Origin of the sequence: Blautia glucerasea, assembly GCF_020537505.1 — a bacterium.
In the GTDB taxonomy this organism is placed as follows: Bacteria; Bacillota; Clostridia; order Lachnospirales; family Lachnospiraceae; genus Blautia_A.
Map to the genome: position 1 here is coordinate 51,392 of NZ_JAJBMO010000012.1, position 16,820 is coordinate 68,211.

At 44.0% G+C, this 16,820-nt stretch carries 16 protein-coding genes and 3 pseudogenes; 5 read left to right on the forward strand and 14 right to left on the reverse strand.

Translation table 11 applies throughout. From position 1 onward, the window contains the following. Window positions 1-5: 5 nt before the first annotated feature. From LIQ05_RS11150 to LIQ05_RS20315, 5 genes and pseudogenes are all read right to left on the reverse strand, one after another. On the reverse strand, window positions 6-446 hold the full coding sequence (locus tag LIQ05_RS11150; RefSeq protein WP_226820626.1) for a hypothetical protein: 441 nt from the start codon (window positions 444-446) through the stop codon (window positions 6-8). Between the two features lie 287 nt (window positions 447-733). After that, a pseudogene (locus LIQ05_RS11155) lies at window positions 734-883 on the reverse strand (nucleotidyltransferase family protein); the annotation flags it as partial. A 43-nt stretch (window positions 884-926) separates the two neighbouring features. Further along, complete coding sequence (locus LIQ05_RS11160; RefSeq protein ID WP_226820628.1) at window positions 927-1,499, reverse strand: TetR/AcrR family transcriptional regulator; 573 nt, start codon at window positions 1,497-1,499, stop codon at window positions 927-929. A gap of 183 nt (window positions 1,500-1,682) precedes the next feature. Continuing rightward, a complete protein-coding gene (locus LIQ05_RS11165) occupies window positions 1,683-2,336 on the reverse strand; it encodes a hypothetical protein (protein ID WP_226820630.1) in 654 nt (217 codons plus the stop codon). A gap of 118 nt (window positions 2,337-2,454) precedes the next feature. Continuing rightward, complete coding sequence (locus LIQ05_RS20315; RefSeq protein ID WP_318289533.1) at window positions 2,455-2,619, reverse strand: DUF6783 domain-containing protein; 165 nt, start codon at window positions 2,617-2,619, stop codon at window positions 2,455-2,457. Here LIQ05_RS20315 and LIQ05_RS20320 point away from each other — a divergent pair. From LIQ05_RS20320 to LIQ05_RS11175, 3 genes and pseudogenes are all read left to right on the forward strand, one after another. Further along, a pseudogene (locus tag LIQ05_RS20320) lies at window positions 2,557-2,700 on the forward strand (DUF6783 domain-containing protein); the annotation flags it as partial. The gene LIQ05_RS20315 and the pseudogene LIQ05_RS20320 sit on opposite strands and share 63 nt — an antisense overlap. Before the next feature lie 45 nt (window positions 2,701-2,745). Then, complete coding sequence (gene thiE / locus LIQ05_RS11170; protein ID WP_173718366.1) at window positions 2,746-3,435, forward strand: thiamine phosphate synthase; 690 nt, start codon at window positions 2,746-2,748, stop codon at window positions 3,433-3,435. Next, a complete protein-coding gene (locus LIQ05_RS11175; protein WP_226820632.1) occupies window positions 3,429-4,088 on the forward strand; it encodes an HAD family hydrolase in 660 nt (219 codons plus the stop codon). The genes thiE and LIQ05_RS11175 overlap by 7 nt, the downstream gene beginning before the upstream one ends. 43 nt (window positions 4,089-4,131) lie before the next feature. Here LIQ05_RS11175 and LIQ05_RS20640 read toward each other — a convergent pair whose 3' ends face one another. Next, the gene (locus LIQ05_RS20640; protein ID WP_368366522.1) at window positions 4,132-4,257 is read right to left on the reverse strand and encodes a DUF6783 domain-containing protein; all 126 of its coding nucleotides are present in this window, start codon (window positions 4,255-4,257) and stop codon (window positions 4,132-4,134) included. Here LIQ05_RS20640 and LIQ05_RS20325 point away from each other — a divergent pair. Next, the gene (locus tag LIQ05_RS20325) at window positions 4,222-4,332 is read left to right on the forward strand and encodes a DUF6783 domain-containing protein (protein WP_308768456.1); all 111 of its coding nucleotides are present in this window, start codon (window positions 4,222-4,224) and stop codon (window positions 4,330-4,332) included. The two genes, LIQ05_RS20640 and LIQ05_RS20325, sit on opposite strands and share 36 nt — an antisense overlap. Here the strand turns inward: LIQ05_RS20325 and LIQ05_RS11180 are convergent. From LIQ05_RS11180 to LIQ05_RS11205, 5 genes and pseudogenes are all read right to left on the reverse strand, one after another. Further along, window positions 4,286-7,597: an AAA family ATPase gene (locus LIQ05_RS11180; RefSeq protein ID WP_226820634.1), complete on the reverse strand. Its 3,312-nt coding sequence runs from the start codon at window positions 7,595-7,597 to the stop codon at window positions 4,286-4,288. The two genes, LIQ05_RS20325 and LIQ05_RS11180, sit on opposite strands and share 47 nt — an antisense overlap. After that, window positions 7,594-8,745 carry an exonuclease SbcCD subunit D gene (locus tag LIQ05_RS11185; protein WP_226820636.1) on the reverse strand — a complete coding sequence of 384 codons (1,152 nt, stop codon included), beginning with the start codon at window positions 8,743-8,745 and terminating at the stop codon, window positions 7,594-7,596. Before LIQ05_RS11185 ends, LIQ05_RS11180 begins: the two co-directional genes overlap by 4 nt. Before the next feature lie 84 nt (window positions 8,746-8,829). Then, window positions 8,830-9,213, reverse strand: a complete 384-nt coding sequence (locus LIQ05_RS20645; RefSeq protein WP_226820678.1) for a DUF4186 domain-containing protein — start codon at window positions 9,211-9,213, stop codon at window positions 8,830-8,832. 927 nt (window positions 9,214-10,140) lie between these two features. Continuing rightward, window positions 10,141-10,317 (reverse strand): annotated as a pseudogene (locus LIQ05_RS20650) (J domain-containing protein); the annotation flags it as partial. 1,100 nt (window positions 10,318-11,417) lie between these two features. Beyond that, window positions 11,418-13,100 (reverse strand): phospho-sugar mutase, encoded by a 1,683-nt coding sequence (locus LIQ05_RS11205; RefSeq protein ID WP_118582000.1) that lies wholly within the window; start codon window positions 13,098-13,100, stop codon window positions 11,418-11,420. Window positions 13,101-13,432: 332 nt separating this feature from the next. On the opposite strand from LIQ05_RS11205, the gene thrH reads away from it, so the two are divergent. Continuing rightward, window positions 13,433-14,038 (forward strand): bifunctional phosphoserine phosphatase/homoserine phosphotransferase ThrH, encoded by a 606-nt coding sequence (gene thrH, locus LIQ05_RS11210; protein WP_226820640.1) that lies wholly within the window; start codon window positions 13,433-13,435, stop codon window positions 14,036-14,038. Window positions 14,039-14,202: 164 nt separating this feature from the next. On the opposite strand, the gene LIQ05_RS11215 is transcribed toward thrH, so the two are convergent. The 3 genes from LIQ05_RS11215 to LIQ05_RS11225 all read right to left on the reverse strand — a co-directional run bounded on the left by LIQ05_RS11215 (window position 14,203) and on the right by LIQ05_RS11225 (window position 16,813). Beyond that, the gene (locus LIQ05_RS11215) at window positions 14,203-15,201 is read right to left on the reverse strand and encodes a LacI family DNA-binding transcriptional regulator (protein ID WP_226820642.1); all 999 of its coding nucleotides are present in this window, start codon (window positions 15,199-15,201) and stop codon (window positions 14,203-14,205) included. A gap of 149 nt (window positions 15,202-15,350) precedes the next feature. Beyond that, the gene (rbsD, locus tag LIQ05_RS11220; RefSeq protein WP_173716076.1) at window positions 15,351-15,752 is read right to left on the reverse strand and encodes a D-ribose pyranase; all 402 of its coding nucleotides are present in this window, start codon (window positions 15,750-15,752) and stop codon (window positions 15,351-15,353) included. Between the two features lie 14 nt (window positions 15,753-15,766). Then, the gene (locus tag LIQ05_RS11225) at window positions 15,767-16,813 is read right to left on the reverse strand and encodes an ABC transporter permease (RefSeq protein ID WP_118582012.1); all 1,047 of its coding nucleotides are present in this window, start codon (window positions 16,811-16,813) and stop codon (window positions 15,767-15,769) included. Window positions 16,814-16,820 lie beyond the last annotated feature (7 nt).

Sequence of the window (16,820 nt, forward strand, 5' to 3'; positions counted from 1 at the left end):
TCTACTCACTCTTCTGCCTCTTTCTTCTCTTCCAGACGCTGGGCTTCAATAGCCTCCAGCGATACCAGAAGTGCCCGGTTTACTGCCTGCATTGCAAAATCAAGGGCGTATTCTGCGGTGAGGATTTTCTTCTCCGTTCCCGGGAGCACATTTCCAAATATTGGCTCCTTATTTTTCAAATTTATGTTTTCTGCCTCCAGTACTTTTCCAACTGCTGCCTCCACCTGGTCATAGACGCCTGCCAGCTTCATTACACAGTCTGTCTTGGAATGGCGAAGTCTGTTTTCCAAAGTGATACGGCTTTCCTGACATTCCTGTCGAAGATTCTGGATCTGTTGGTGGAGTCTTTCCGTATCCATACTCTCTGCCAGCTGAATCCGACTGTGGGTCTGTTCCAGTTTTTTATCCAGCTCGTACATTTTTACGGATAAAATTTCATGTGCCATATATGGTTCCCTCCTCTCCTTGCGGATTACGTTATCATTTCCAGCCTTCCTCAAACAGGCTCTAGAACATGTTTGAAAAAGGCTTTCTGCAAGATGTGCGTCACAATCACGCTCCGTAATCCTGATAATTTTATTCTAGTACAAGCAAAAGAAAGTGTCGATAGTCAGAAATTTCACCGTGTATAGACAAAACGGGCAAAGTGTAAAAAATACACCTCGCCCGTTTGATCTCTCATTTAGTTTCCTCCATGTATTTGCATCCGGCCTCTGAATTCTATTCCCAGTCGGTCTCCGCCATATACCGCTATATCTATATCGCTTCTTTCTGTATTGTTTCCCCTTGCACGCGATCCAAACAATATAACTTTTCTGACAGAATACCTCTTAGCAAACGTTACAATATCTTTTACAACCCTTTCCGGAAGATCATAGCCCATACTTTGCCGCCTCCATTTCCTGTAAATACAGTCAAATGATATTTTATAGTTCTTCTGGAGCATTCTTTCCCATCATAATCAAATAGACTTCGTGTACGATCATATCCAGATTCTTCGTATCCTCCGGTGTCCAGTCCTGAAAAATACCAAAGATAGCATGGCTGTGGTAACGGAGGATCAGTTTCAGCTCCTGGCGGCTGTAGTTCCGGTACAGATTTTCTTCCTCTACAATGCTCTCAAACAACTCGTAGGTTCCTTGCATAAGAGTTTGTTCCAGTTCTTTTCCATAATTACTTTCTATTCCTTTTCGCACTTCGGGTATAGCATTGATGGCAAAAACAAACAGATACTTCAGCGCTGCTTCTGCGCCGCCCTGCTCTTTGCACGCCTCTAGCAGCCGCCTGGTTCCCTGCTTTATGCTCCACTGAATCAGATCCGGTATTCCTTCGAAATGGTAGTAAAATGCCTGCCTGGTGATCTGGCACTCTTCCACAATGTCCTTTACTGTAAGCTTCTTTACTTTTTTCTCCAGAATCAGCTTACGGGCTGCTTCTGCGATGATCTCTTTCATGTCCATATGCTGTGGTTCTCTTTCCTTTATCTGGTGTTGAATCATAAACAGTCTCTAATTCTTATACCTTAATAGCTACATGCAAATCATATTATCGGCAACAACGACTAACTACAGCTCATACAATTTCACAGGTTATATATCTTTAACAATTTTCCCACTGCATTTTCCTATGACGCTTATACCCACTGCATTTTCCAATGATGCTTATATTCATACTTTGAGTTTCTAATTTGACTCTTCTGAATCTGCAATATCTTCCTCATCTACAGTATCTTGTTTCTCTGGTACCACTGCATCTTCTCGCGCCTGCAGAGCGGCTCTCTCACGAATGCTCTTCTTCGGGGTAGCCGGTTGAGATTGCTGGGAGGATTTCTTCCTGGCTGGGTCTACTGCAAATTTGCGTTCCGGATCAGCCTTGGCAACTTTGCCTAAACGGGTGGCACCCCAAAGTAAAAACAGCGGAAGTACAATGGCTGTAAAAAGAAGCCCCAGATTCATCAATCCTGTAAAAAACAGAATTACCTGCATGACAATCTCTGTTATAAGAAGAGATATAGCCAGTTTCACAGAAAATTTGCTTTTATCTACTCTGTTGGAATTCCTTACAGATAGAAAACCAACTACAACTTCCCAGATTCCTACTGCAATAAAACAAATACCAATCCCTTTCAGAAGTCCACTTCCCACTCCGGCATTCTCAAGGAGTTCTACATACTCTGCTGTTCCCTTGTCTGCTTCCAGAGCTGTCATAAAGAAATTGATTCCATACATGATCGTGGAGGTAATGGCTGAAAACATCAGGAAAATACCACCAAACATCAGACACATCCTGCCATTCATCGCCTGCCGTGTCACCTTCATCCTCTCAAATTGATCCATAATCAAACCTTCCTCTCTTTTTTGTAAACCAACAAAAACACAATTTTAATATTAGTCTAACATATCATTTTTCGTTATTCAATGTACAGATTCCTGTTCGTGTAACAAACATTATGGGTTACGATTCTCGATCTTCGCAGAAACACGCTCTAGAGCGTGTTTGAAAAAGGCTTTCTGCAAGATGTGCGTCACAGTTTGTGGGAAATTTTGTCCGGATGAGGGCGCCGTAGCGGGCTACGGCAACCGAATTCGGGCAAAATCTCCCGCAAAATGGGGCGTGCAGATTGCGGGAATGATTTTTCAAACAGGCTCTAGCTTAATAATTACCTTTACTTTCCAGATTCAGCTTTATATAATGTATTAGAGTGTGTTTGACACACAAGTTACATGTGAAAGGCAGGTTTTACCAATGAACTGCAATAAAAAAGATCTTTTACTTTATGCCGTTACTGACCGCAGCTGGTTAAATGGCAGAACTTTATATGATCAGGTCGAAGAAGCCTTAAAAGGTGGGGCTACTTTCATTCAGCTACGCGAAAAAACTCTGGATACAGATAGTTTTCGTAAAGAAGCTGCGGAAATCAAAGAGTTATGTGCGCGCTATCATGTACCATTCGTGATCAATGACAATGTAGAAATTGCAAAAGAAATCAATGCCGATGGCGTTCATGTAGGGCAGGAGGATATGGCTGCTGGTAATGCCAGAGCCATCCTCGGTTCTGACAAAATCATCGGCGTTTCTGCGCATACAGTTGAAGAGGCTGTTCTTGCTGAAAAAAATGGCGCAGATTATCTGGGAGTAGGTGCCGCATTCCAAACCGGAACCAAAAAAGATGCCGGCAATATCAGCCATGAAACTATAAAACAAATATGTGAGGCTGTAAATATTCCCGTTATTGCTATCGGTGGAATTACACATGACAATGTAATGGAGCTGGCTGGAAGCGGTATCTGCGGAATTGCAGTTGTAAGTGCCATCTTTGCAGCTGAAGATATTACAAAAGCAACCAGAGAGCTTAAAGAGCTTACTCTCAAAATGAAAGATTCTACTTGTATTTCCAAAGACAATGCATCTTCCAGGAAAGGAATTTCATGTTAAGGGGTGTCATCTGGGATCTGGATGGTACGATTCTGGATTCTATGTCAGCCTGGGATCATGTAGGCGAAAATTACCTGCGAAGCCAGGGAATTGAACCTGAACCGAATCTGGATGAAGCAATCGCCACTATGAGTCTCCACCAGGCAGCTGACTATTTTATTGAGCACTATGGTGTAAAACAGACCCGAGATGAATTGATCAAGAGTGCTGTAGCAATTGTAGATGATTTCTACCGCTATGAAGCTCAGCTGAAGCCTCATCTGAAAGAATTTCTGGCTCAGCTTCATGAGACCGGAGTCAAAATGTGTATTGCCACTGCTACAGAGCGCTCCCTCGTGGAAGCTGCCCTGGCACGTTGCAGAGTGCTTGACTATTTCAGCGAAATCTTTACCTGCTCCTCTGTGGGTGCCGGAAAGGACGAACCAACCATTTATCGGGAAGCCTTGAAATTTCTTGGTACTGACCGAACCAATACCATGGTCTTTGAAGATTCTCTTCATGCCCTTACTACAGCTAAGAAAGATGGCTTCTATACCACTGCTGTGTACGACTCTCATGAAGAAAATCAAGAGGAAATACAGCGTCTGGCAAACTGTAGAATTCATGATTACGGTGAGCCGGAAGAGTTTATTGATTTTACAAAAAATCTATAGAACTTTTTATTTTTCGGGAAGCTTAATTGCTTCCCGATATTCTTTATTCAACCAAGTATCTACTACATTGACGCAGGATGATTTCTTCATATGCAAGATGGAGGAAGGAGCCGTAGCGAGCTACGGCAACTGAATTCGGGCAAAATATACCGCAAAGTGGAGCGTACAGATTGCGGGAATGATTTTTCAAACAGATTCTAGCTTATCTGCCACTTCACATGACTTCCCTTCTCGTCTTTGCTGACGATTAGCTGATCTTCAATCTCCTGCTTCAGCTCGGTCACATGAGAAATAATTCCAATCAGCTTGCTTCCTCCCGCCAGTTCCTGAAGAACCTTTACCGCCTGTTCTCTGGAATGCTCATCAAGGGAACCGAAGCCTTCATCCACAAACATTACATCAAGATGTATCGCTGCAGAACTCTCCTGGATCTGATCTGCCATTCCAAGTGCCAATGCCAGGGCTGCCATAAAGGATTCTCCTCCGGAAAGGGTACGGACTTCACGCTCTTTGCCGGTAACATTAGAATATACCATAAGATCCAGACCACGATTCTTGCCTTTCCCCGCATTCTCCTCGTCTACCATACGAAGCTCAAACTGTCCGGCAGACATATCTGCAAAACGGCGATTGGCCGCATAAAGAATCTTCTCCAGGTAATATCTCTGCACATAGGTTTCAAGATCCATACGGTTTCCAGATATATTTCCAGACAACAGCTTATAAAGAGTTTCCAGTTTGGTATGCTTTTCAATGATCTTGCCCCGCTTCTCCATCTGGGGACTAAGAATATCATATGCCCCTTTATCAGCTTTATACTGTTCTTTATAAAGATCCAGCTTCGTCTGGGTCTGAAGCCGTATTTTCTCAGCTTCCTCCATCTGGGACTTCGCAGCTTCCAGATCTGGCTTGCTCCTGCCATCTATGGCTTTTCCAGCTGTTTCTGCAGTGGTCTGTGCGGCTAGTTTTTTTCGCTGCCAGCTATCTGCTTCTTTTTGCAAAAGCTCCGCTGTTTCACGGGTATAGTTCTCTGCTATATCCGCCCATTCTGCCTCTGTCATATTCTTCTCATTCATCAGAGTCTGATAAAAGGCCTGCCGCTCCTGGTAAAGCTTCTGGTGATCCGGAAGCTCCCCTTCAAATCGCTTAATCAGGCTGGTACAGTTAACCAGCTCTTCAGAAGACGCTTTTTCTTTCTTTTCAGCTTCCTTGGAAGCAGCTTCTGCAGCTTTCCATTTTTCTTTTGCCTGGTTAAACTCTGTCATAGCTGCCTCTTCTGATGGGTATTCCCGGGAATCATTCAGCTGCTTCAGAAGAGCTTCTGCGCTCTTGGCTGACGCAGCTGCCGCAGTCAGCTTTTGTCCACATTCCTCTACGGCAGTTTTTCCTGATTTCTTCTGCTCTTCTACCTGTCCCAAAGCATCCTGAAGATTACGCAATGTTTTCTGGGCTGTATTAAGTCTTATACCCTCTTCCTGCAATAAAGTTTTCCAGGCTCCAAGAAGTGTTTGTATCTGCTTCAGCAAGGCATTCCAATTACACTCTTTATCCGCCATCTGATTCAGAGCTGCACCAGTGCCTTCGGAATTTCTGCTCTCCTGGAATTTTTTTATATTGTCTCCCAAAGAATCAAATACTTTCAGCATTCCAGCTTCCGGAAACTGCTCATGATCATTTAAAATACGCGTGCACAGCTTCCTTCCTGTCTCTTCCAAAAGTCGTTCTTTTTCTGCAACTATATCTACGGCTGACCTTACTTCACCGGCAGACTGTTCCTGCCTGTTTCGAAGCTCAGAAACTTCTTTTTCTGCCAGCTCCAATTGCTCACGGGTAAGATCTCTATGAAGGGTAGAAGCTATACATGGATTCGGATGTTCTATTGCGCCGCATACAGGACATGGTTTCCCCGGCTGAAGTTCTCGCGCCAGAAAACCAGCCTGCTCATCCAGAAAAATTCTCCGCATAGACTCATATTCCTGGCTCTTTGCGTCATATCTGGTTCTATTCTTCTGGTATGTCTCTCGTGCTTTCTTCGCCAGTTTTTTCTGTGTTTCTACACCTTTAAGAAGGTCTTCCGTTTCTTGTACTTCAATGCCAAGTACTTCCAGTTCCTGATTTTTCCCTTTCCAGACAGCAATTTTCTCATTAGTGTCGGTCAGCTTCTCTGACTGAGCCCTCCAGTCTGCTTCCTGCTTCTCTATTTTCTCCAGATCTTCTCTGGCTTTGCGGTCTGCGGCCTGCGCTGCGGTCAGATTTTGCTGGCTGGTCTTTACACTTTTTTCTGCTTCCTTGATCTGCTTAAGGAGCTTCACCTCTTTATTTACACGCTCATAAATAGTGGTGTATGCTTTAAGTTCCTTCTCCGCTGTTTCTTTCGCAGCCTTCGCTGTCCAAATGGCAGATTGTGACTGTTCCTTTAATAAAGGAACGTGTTCCTGCTGCTCCTTTAAGGCACTCTCACAGGTCTGCATATTATGCAAGGCATCCTGACAGCGTACGTATTCACCTTTTATTTCGTATGCTTTCTTAATTTTCTCTGACAGGATGGTCTTTTCCCCTATTTGTGTTTCCGTTTTCCCACATTCAGAGAGCTGAACCTCAGCGGTTTCCAGCTGCGCATATAAATTCATCAGCTGAATGGAACTGTTGTAGATATCCCTTTTTTCGTCACGGAGTTTTGATGCGGATTGTAATTCTTTCGAGGTAAAATTCACACTTTTCTCCAGTGTTCTGCATAGCTCTCCCAGATGCTCCAGGAAGCAATCCATCACTACAATTTCACCATTCAAAACCTGCTTTTTTAACCCTTCTATTTCCTGCCACTGGTCATATTCCTGGGGAATTACCACATGAGCAGCTTCGGTCTGACAGGCCGTCTTAATCTGCGCAATATCTTTCTCCAATGCACGCTTGCGGTTCATCAGCTCATCCACAATATTCTGGTAAAGTTCCGTGTTAAATAACTTCCGAAAGATTACTTTCTTATCGTCAGACTTCGCACGAAGAAGCTCCATAAATTCCCCCTGTGCGATCATGGCTACCTGCATAAACTGGCTTTTGGTAAGACCGAGGATCTCTCCCAGCTTACTGTCGGCTTCCTTCTGGGGATATTCGGTACCATCCGGCATGATCAGACTGACAGAACCGGCAACTTCACGGCTACCCGTATTCTTCCCAGCGCCTCTTGTGAGAAGCTTCAGATGCCTTGGGACACGCCGCACTGTATAAAGCTGGCAATCCGCTCCTGTCCCTTCTGAAAAAACAAGTTCTACAAATGGCTCTACATTCAGCTCCACATACTGGCTCTGCAGTACAACGCCCTCTTTCTTATTGGTACTGGAGCTCGCCTCGCCGTAAAGAGCAAACACAATGGCATCAAATATAGTTGTCTTTCCTGCACCGGTATCTCCCGTTACAAGAAACAAATTCTGATTAGGTTCCCGAAAATCAATCTGTGTCAGTTTTCCGTAGGAGCCAAATGCCTGCATCGTAAGTTTCACAGGTCTCATTTCGTCACCTCCTGTACTGTATTGATAATATCCTGAAGAATTTCCTGCTCTTCCATGTCCGTATTTCCCAGGAACTGGCAGCAAAGCTCAAAAGGATTCAGCTCACGCTCGCCAGAAGTGCGTCTGGTATAGTCTGCCTGCCGTATTGTCTCACGACGTATCTCCAGAAGTCCAGGAAATGCCAGACGCAGACGGTCCTGCATATCAATCACATCCAGATCTACTTTGTCTGTAAGAATTATTGTCACGTAGTCTCTACAGCTCTGTGCCAGAACACTCTCCAAATCGCCTTTGATCACCTTTATCTGACGCAATGGTTCCAATGGAATTACTTCTGTGGTAATTTCGTCTTTTTGCTTTATGTCAACCATTATAATTCCCTTATTCTGACCTGCTTCACTTACAGAACATGCCAGAGGGGTTCCACAATAACGGTAAAACTCACTGTCAACTTTCATTGGCTTGTGAATATGTCCCAACGCCGCATAGTCAAATTTCTGCAAAATATCAGCAGATACCTGGTCAATATTTCCCACAGTACGGATCTCTGAATCCATTCGCTCTACTTCTTCTACATTCTCCCCTACCGACAAATAAAACTGATGGCTGACCAGAATATTTCTCTGGGTTATGTCAACCTGTTCACGTTCTATCAATCTGTGGATCGTATCATTGTAAGAAAGATTGTTTCCATTCTCGTCTGTACCAGTGATCATCTTCACCATGGAAGGCTTCACAAAGGGAAGCAGATAAAAGTTCACTGGACCATATTCATCCTGGAGCACTACTTTCTCAATGTGATCTTCTTCTGTCTGAGGCGGCATTCCGATCATATATATCTTCTGGCGGTCAAGTACACTCCGAAAGCAATTCACACGGGGCGCGCTGTCGTGGTTTCCGCTGATCATCATAATCACAGAATCTGGAACTGCTTTTCGCAGCTTTCCGATAAAATGATCAAACACCTCCACCGCTTCTGCTGACGGAACTGCTTTGTCATAGATATCCCCTGCGATCACGATCGCATCAGGTGCTTTCTCTGCGGCCTTCTGAATTATTTGATCCAGTATATATTCCTGATCTTCTCTGAGATCACGATTAATTAACTTCAAACCAATGTGTAAATCTGATAAGTGAAATATTCTCATAAACCGTTCCCCATTCTTATCTTCTCAAAATTCCAGTTAAACTATATATTTACCGATTGCATATATAAAACCAACTTCATAGCCCTATACATTTCTGTTATATTCTTTCTCAATCCAAGCCATCAACACATCTACTATGTATTCCTGCTGCTCTTCTGCGAGCTGCACCCCTGCTGGAATTCTATGCCACTTATACAGACATCCCCGACAGCAACAGCCAGTAGCATGCTGAGCCAGGAATACAGGATGTCCTCGCATTGGAGTCTGTTTGCCATCATTTGGGATCTGGGCCGGAGCCAGGCGCGTTCGCACAAAATCTGCGGCATGGCTGCGGATGGTATCCATTCCCTTCTCCTGGATATACTGTATATCCTTGTCCTTCAAATGGAAGCGGCTGCGGAAATTTGAGCGGGACAGGCGGGCAAACAAATCACAAAACCGTTCCTGTTCCGAACTATATTTTCGCAAATATTTCTCATAACCAGCCAGTGTTTCCGCTATTTTCAGGTTGAGATCCGAACTGTTATAAGTATAATTTTCATCCTCTAGCCGAAAATAGAAATCTATATTAGCTTTTTGCTTATTATTTCCACGCGTGATTCCTCTACCGCTGTTTCGGGAATTATTACCATTCGTCTTATTGTTAATTCCATTATTTTTTCCTTGCGCTCCTGTGTCTTCTTCCTTCACCAGAAGTTTCACTTGCGCTGCATGCTTCTTCAGCAGCGGAATAATACAGAAATACAGCCGGTCATCTTCCATGTGAAGATACCCTAATACCTGTCTATTTTTATTCATAAGCTGGATCTGGTTCCCGTGGAAGGCTTTTGGAAAAAGATATTCGCCTGGGCGTAAACTGGCTATAAGCCAGCCTTCTGGAGAGGATTCTTCCGAAGCCACAAATGCCTTAAATCGATAAATTCTCTGACCTTTTCCATCCGTGCTCTCTGGTTTCGTCAGAGAATCTAAAACCAGTAATGGATTTACATATTGCATAGAAAGATATTCAAACAGTTTCGCCTGGACGCGAAAACGGTACTCCTTCAAATCTGGCATACAGGATAGATCTTCGACGTTTATAGCATTCTCCGTTCTCTCAAGAAGAGCGGCGGTAGCATGACGAAGACTGGTAAGAAAAAGTGTGAAATCTTCTTCCTCCGGATCCCACATATATTTCCCGTGGGCAGCCTGATAATACAGCTTCCCCTGGGCTTCCTTTCGTTCTTCTTCAGAGAGATTCATACTATAGTGCAGATAAATATTCCTTGGTATAAAAGCAGCCTCGTTCAGTTCACCAGACCATTCCTGGCGCTGCTCCCACTTCCCAGATCTATGATTGTCTGTGCCATGGGCTTCTGTTCCCTGTACGCTCTTCGTTTCCCACTTATCGCTCTGGCTCAGTATCCGGTACGCTTCATTTATCTCCTGTGCACGCTGAATATGCGCTTCCCCTACTTCATTCAATGAGTCCGGATGAAAACGGCTGATCATCTTATGATATTTTCGCTTAATCTCCCTTTCATCATCCTCCTGGGTAATACCAAGAAGGTTCATTGCCTGCTGCCTGTTCATTTTATGTCTTCCTATTACTTTTATTTTCTCTATAACTTTTGTTTATGATGTTCTTTCAGTATACCTTATTTTGTTACAAAGGGCTATAAATTTCCAGTTTAACTTAAATGGGATAAAGTGATTTCCAAATGGGATTAATTCGACATTGTTATGATTTATGGCTGGGAAGCTAGTTCCCAGCCATTTTTCTGATGTGTTTTGTTATAATTTTATCGGATGTGTTTCGAAAATCTTTCGTTTTCTTATTGATCTTAGGTATTTGGGTTGATCTTTAGTGGCTTATGAATCTTTAGTAATTTACAAATCTTTGGTAGAACACAGAACTTTTGTACTTCTAAGTTCTTTTGTACTTTTAGGACCTTTTGTACTTTTAGATTCTTTTGTACTTTATGACTTTCTTTCGTATCTCAGATTTCTTAAGTGTTTTTCGTATTTCTCTTTCGTTGATGTATTTATACTACCATATCTGTCGTCTTTTGTCACCTGGCAAAGTGAACATATTTTCGATTGTATTTTCATCTATTTTTTATTCTATGAATATATTACACAAATACCAGCATTGCGATCCCGACTATCACTAGAAGGGGAATTGCTATGTAAATCAAGCCTCCCAGGACTAATCCGATTAGGACAAGGGGTAGAAAGATCAGACGAAAAAAGATTTTCGTGATTCCCCAGGTTGCGCGGAAGGCAAGTCCGATCATTTTGCCAAATATACCAAACATTAAAATGATAAATAGCAGCGTCAACATAAATTGTCACCTCGTTTTCTTTTCGGGCATTATACACTATGGTCTGCCTTTTACTGTAATTAACGACTTACTGAGAATTTTCACTTCAAATAAAGAAAAAAATTTCCAAACATAATCCTAAGAGCATGGCATTTTCAAAAACAATGTAAGCAAATCCCTACAAGAGATCAATAAAATTTATGATTCCCGCAAAAAGCCCCCTGCGGAATATTCCGCAAGGGGGCGATCATTTACGCAAGCAACGAACCAACGTCCATGCTTGCATGGAACCTTGGCGATTGCCGCGATAACGAGACAAATTTCATCGAGCACATTTTATCTCGTTTACTATACAATTATATACTTCGCTTAAGCCATCATCGGCTCAAGTGCCTTAGCCAGCTTCTCTTTTTCAGCTTCTGCCTCTGCAAGATCTTTACCCAGTGTAGTGTAATAAATCTTAATCTTCGGCTCTGTTCCGGATGGACGAACAACTACTGTCTCGTTATTCTCCAGTTTGTAAATGAGAACATTTGCTGCTGGAAGACCGGTCTCCTCAGGCTTCTTATAATCGGTAACCTTCACTACCTTGTAGCCTGCAATGTCTGCCGGCGGGTTGTCACGGAATTTCTGCATGATTCCTGCCATAGTGTCCATTCCGCTGAGTCCCGGGAATTCAAAGCTGTCAACCTTGTTCAGGTAACGGCCATACTGTGCGTAAATCTCCTCAAGTCTCTGCTTCAGGGAGCTTCCAATGCTTCTGTAGTATGCAGCCATCTCGCAGATCAGCATGGATCCGATAATGGCATCCTTATCACGTACATACGGTCCTGCAAGGTATCCGTAGCTCTCTTCAAATCCGAAGATGAAACGGTCCACTTCACCGGCAGCCTCGAGCTGTGCGATCTGATCGCCGATCCACTTAAATCCGGTAAGTACACTTCTGAGCTCTACGCCATAGTGCTCTGCAACTGCATCTGCAAGAGGTGTGGATACGATAGATTTCACTGCGACCGGATTCTTCGGCATTGTGCCTTTCTCAATACGGCCAGCTGCGATATAGTCAAGAAGAAGAACTCCCACTTCATTACCACTTACCAGTTCATAGGATCCATCCGGGCATTTCATAGCAATACCAACACGGTCTGCATCCGGGTCAGTAGCAAGCATAAGGTCTGCTCCTGTCTCCTTGGCAAGCTTCAATCCCTGCTCCAGAGCTGCGAAAATCTCCGGGTTCGGGTAGCTGCATGTGGTAAAATAGCCGTTCGGGTATTCCTGTTCCGGAACAATCGTTACATCTGTGATTCCGATATCCTTCAGGATCTGAGTTACCGGTACAAGTCCGGAACCATTCAGCGGGCTGTAAACCAGCTTCAGACCTGCTGTCTTGCAAAGACCTGGACGAACCTGGCGGGACTCGATTGCATCGTAAAGAGCACGTTTGCAGTCATCACCAACAAAGCGGATCAGGCCTTCCTCAACGCCCTCTGCAAAGGACATGTATTTCGCACCTGTAAGAATGTCAGTCTTCTGGATCTCATCGTAAACGATAGCTGCAGCATCATCTGTCATCTGGCAGCCATCCGGGCCGTAAGCCTTGTATCCATTATATTTAGCAGGGTTATGAGATGCGGTAACCATAATACCCGCGTTGCACTCATAGTAGCGTGTCGCAAAGGAAAGGGCCGGTACAGGCATTAATGCATCATAAATTCTGACCTTAATGTCATTGGCAGCCAGAACTCCTGCTGCTGTTTTCGCAAATATATCACTCTTCAGACGGCTGTCGTAGCTGATTGCAACGGTCTGAGTGCCGCCCTGAGTCTTCACCCAGTTAGCAAGACCCTGTGTAGCCTGACGCACTACATAGATATTCATACGATTGGTACCTGCGCCAAGAACTCCACGGAGTCCTGCTGTACCAAATTTCAGAGCTACTGCAAAACGATCTTTAATTTCTTCGTCGTTTCCTTCAATCTTAGATAATTCTGGTTTCAGATCTGCATCCTCGAGATCCGCTGCCATCCAGCGCTTGTACTCTTCGTTATACATTTTAACCACTCCTGCCATTATTATTATGTTTATTTTGTCTAATATTACTACAGATATTAATAATATACCACATTTTTCACGAAACGGCAATATAAGTGACAAATTTCTACCAGACATTTTTTCTCTATTGTTGCCGTTTTCCAGGAACATTCCGGGATGTGTTTTATTTTAACTTTGGTATAGCGTTTCCGGCATTTTTACGCTATAATAAGATAGTGTGTGAAAGCAGTCATCCTAACTGCTTTCATCTTGTGCTTTATATGACCTTGAGATCTGAAAAAACTATAAAATTCAATTGCAGCAATCTTTACAGCTGCAGAACGGAGGAGATTATGGAAATTGTCTGCTTAGACTTAGAAGGTGTACTTGTCCCGGAGATCTGGATCGCATTTGCCGAAGAGACCGGCATTCCAGAGCTGAAACGAACCACAAGAGACGAGCCTGATTACGATAAATTAATGAAATACCGTCTGAACATTCTGAAAAAGCATGGTCTTGGCCTGAAAGAAATCCAGGAGACCATTGCTAAGATTGATCCGATTCCTGGTGCCAGGGAATTTCTGGACAAATTAAGGGCACAGACCCAGGTTATCATCCTCAGCGACACATTTTCCCAGTTCGCAGGCCCTCTTATGAAAAAGCTGGGTTATCCTACCATCTTCTGCAACACACTGGTAGTGGGCGAAAATGGCGAAATTACTGATTTCAAAATGCGCTGTGAAAAATCCAAATACACCACTGTGAAAGCCCTGCAGTCCATCGGCTACGACACCATTGCCAGCGGTGACAGCCACAACGACCTGGGTATGATCCAGGCAAGTAAAGCAGGATTCCTGTTCAAGAGCACAGATGCCATCAAGGCTGAGTATCCGGAGCTCCCGGCTTACGAAACTTACGACGAGCTGTATGACGCGATTATGAATGTAATTAACGGTTAACATAAAACGAGACTTGTTTTTTATCTATTTCATAGAAAACAGGTCTCATTTTTCATCTGGTTTCTGTAGACACAGCAGCTGGGCAACTGATATTCCCAAGCAGGTCATTTTAGGTGCGCTGCACCGACCTGCGTGTAATACCAATTGCCCAACCGTGTCCCCCCTTATATTTTCTTCACGCTCTCCCGCTCAATAAACTGTGTGCACATCTGCATCTTGATCTTAATCCCGTCATTGTCTTTCAGAATATCCCGCAGACGCCTTACAACCGCTCTTCCCATCTCCTGCTTCGGCACCCGGAGTGTAGTCAGCGGCGGATAAGAAATTGAGGAAAACGTAAGATCATCAAATCCCACAATGGATATATCCTCCGGGATCCGGAGCCCGAATTCTGCCATGGCCTTCATAGCTCCCAGTGCAATCATATCGTTGTCTGCAAAGAAGGCTGTAGGCAGCTTCACTTTCTCAGACAAATACCGCTTCATATTCTCGTAAGCACCATCGATGGTAGTTGCCATTGTAAAAATATAGTCCTTATTCAGGGGAAGTCCCGCCTTTTGCAGCGCGGTCTGATATCCTGCAAAACGGGACCGGAAAGGTTTGATCCTGAAAGCTCCCCGCAAATAACCAATCTCTTTATGTCCATTGGCAATAAGATACTCCGTAGCCATACGTGCGGAATCCGCATTATTGATCAACATGGCATCAAAGCTCATGTCCTCTTTCCAGTAATCAATCGCAACAAACGGGCAGGACATTCCACGGATCAGGTCAATATCCGCATCCACCATTTCTGTACCAAGAAGAATCACCGCAGATGCCTTGTCATTCATGATCCATTTCGCCTGCTCCTGGTACCCTGGATCCCTTTTGTCCAGGTTGCACATCTGCATTTCCATTCCACAGGCGCGGCATTCCTGCTCCACCCCGGAGATCAGCTGGATAAAAAAAGGGGAATCCTCGACTACAGAACCATCACGCTTAAACATGACAAACTTTATCTTACGGATGTGGTTTTCCTCAAAATACCCAAGATCCTGCGCCACTTTAAAAATCTTCGCAGAGGTCTCAGCATTTACACCCTTTTTGTAGTTTAGTGCATTTGAAACAGTTGCTGGAGAAAATCCTGTGATCTCACTGATTTTCCTCACACTCACTTTCATTTTAGGTCCTCCTCTGTCAGTAAAAATAATGTCATACATCTGCTTCCAAGGTCTTATGCAGGCATGGACTTTGGCTCGCCTATTGCGTAAAAAAGACGCTGCAAAACAAGCTGTCACCTGTCTTTCGCAGCGTCTTCTCTGATCATTTTTTATGCTGGGAAAGCAACTCCCGCTCTTAAAATTATGTTCGGATAAGGTGTAAACTCACCTGTACGGATTGCAAATTTGCACTGTGCAGACATCTTTTTCAGATCTACGTGGTCAATTCTGCTCTCCTCTGCCTCAGGAAGGCTCTGCTGAATATATGCAAGAAGCTCCGGATTCTTTTCCTCGATCTCATTTGCAATGGTGTAGGCTTCCACTTCTGTCTCTGCCAGCACCGCATCCATCACCTGTTTAAAGGTGGGAACTCCTCCGCATACAACCAGGTCTACAATCTCCACACCCTTTGGAATGGGCATTCCTGCATCACCGATCATAAACAGATCTTTGTGTCCCAGCTCTGCGATGCAACGGATCAGCTGGGCATTTAAAATCCCTGATTTTTTCATGCTATTGCCTCTCTTTATTTGTTCTCGTTTCTTGCCTGAAGTGCCATCTTCGCCTGAAGATTTCTCTGTGTCTGGTCAATTACAACTGCAAGGATGATAACCAAACCACGGATAACCTTCTGCCAGAACTCAGATACACCACACATTGTCATACCATCATTGATAACACCGATAACGAATGCACCAACTACAGTTCCGATGATCGTTCCAGAACCACCGCTCATGGAAGTACCGCCAAGTACGGTAGCTGCGATGGCATTCATTTCCCAGCCATCACCAGATGCCGGATGTGCTGCGGAAAGCTGTGCGGTGTTGATCATACCAACCCATGCTGCACAGAAGCCGGAGATCATGTAAACGATAATTTTAATCTTGTCCGCTTTGATACCGGAAAGGCGGGCAGATTTCTCGTTGCCGCCGACTGCAAGTACATACCATCCAAATGGAAGCTTTTTCAGGATGATAACAGAAATAATTGCAAGTACTGCGAAAATGTAAACACCAGTAGGAATACCAGCAATGTTGCTTCCAAGGATCTTGAAGCCTGTGTTGCCAAGTCCGTCATAACCTTTGATATCGGAGAATGTTGCACCGTTGGAACGAAGGTTTGCAAAACCACGGCAGATGTACATGGTACCAAGGGTAGCGATAAATGGTGCCACACCTAATTTTGTTACAATAAGACCGTTGACTGCACCGATGATACAACCAACAACCAGCATGGTAATAATGATTACTGGAACGCTGAAGTAAAGAGTTACGCCTGCAAATTTCAGTGTGATACCTTCCTGGATCATACCGCCGGCAAGCATACCAACAAGTCCGACTACAGAACCAACGGAAAGGTCAATACCACCGGTAATGATTACGAATGTCATACCAAGTGCAAGGATTCCGTACAGGGCTACGTGCTTGGCAACCATGGTCAGCGTAGATGCTGACAGGAATGTAGTTCCTTTTACAATGGTGAAAAAGATGACCAGGAGTACCAGTACAATAAAGGTACGTCCTTTTAACAGTGTCATTAACAACTGATTATTATTTGATTTTTTGTTATTCATTGTTCTG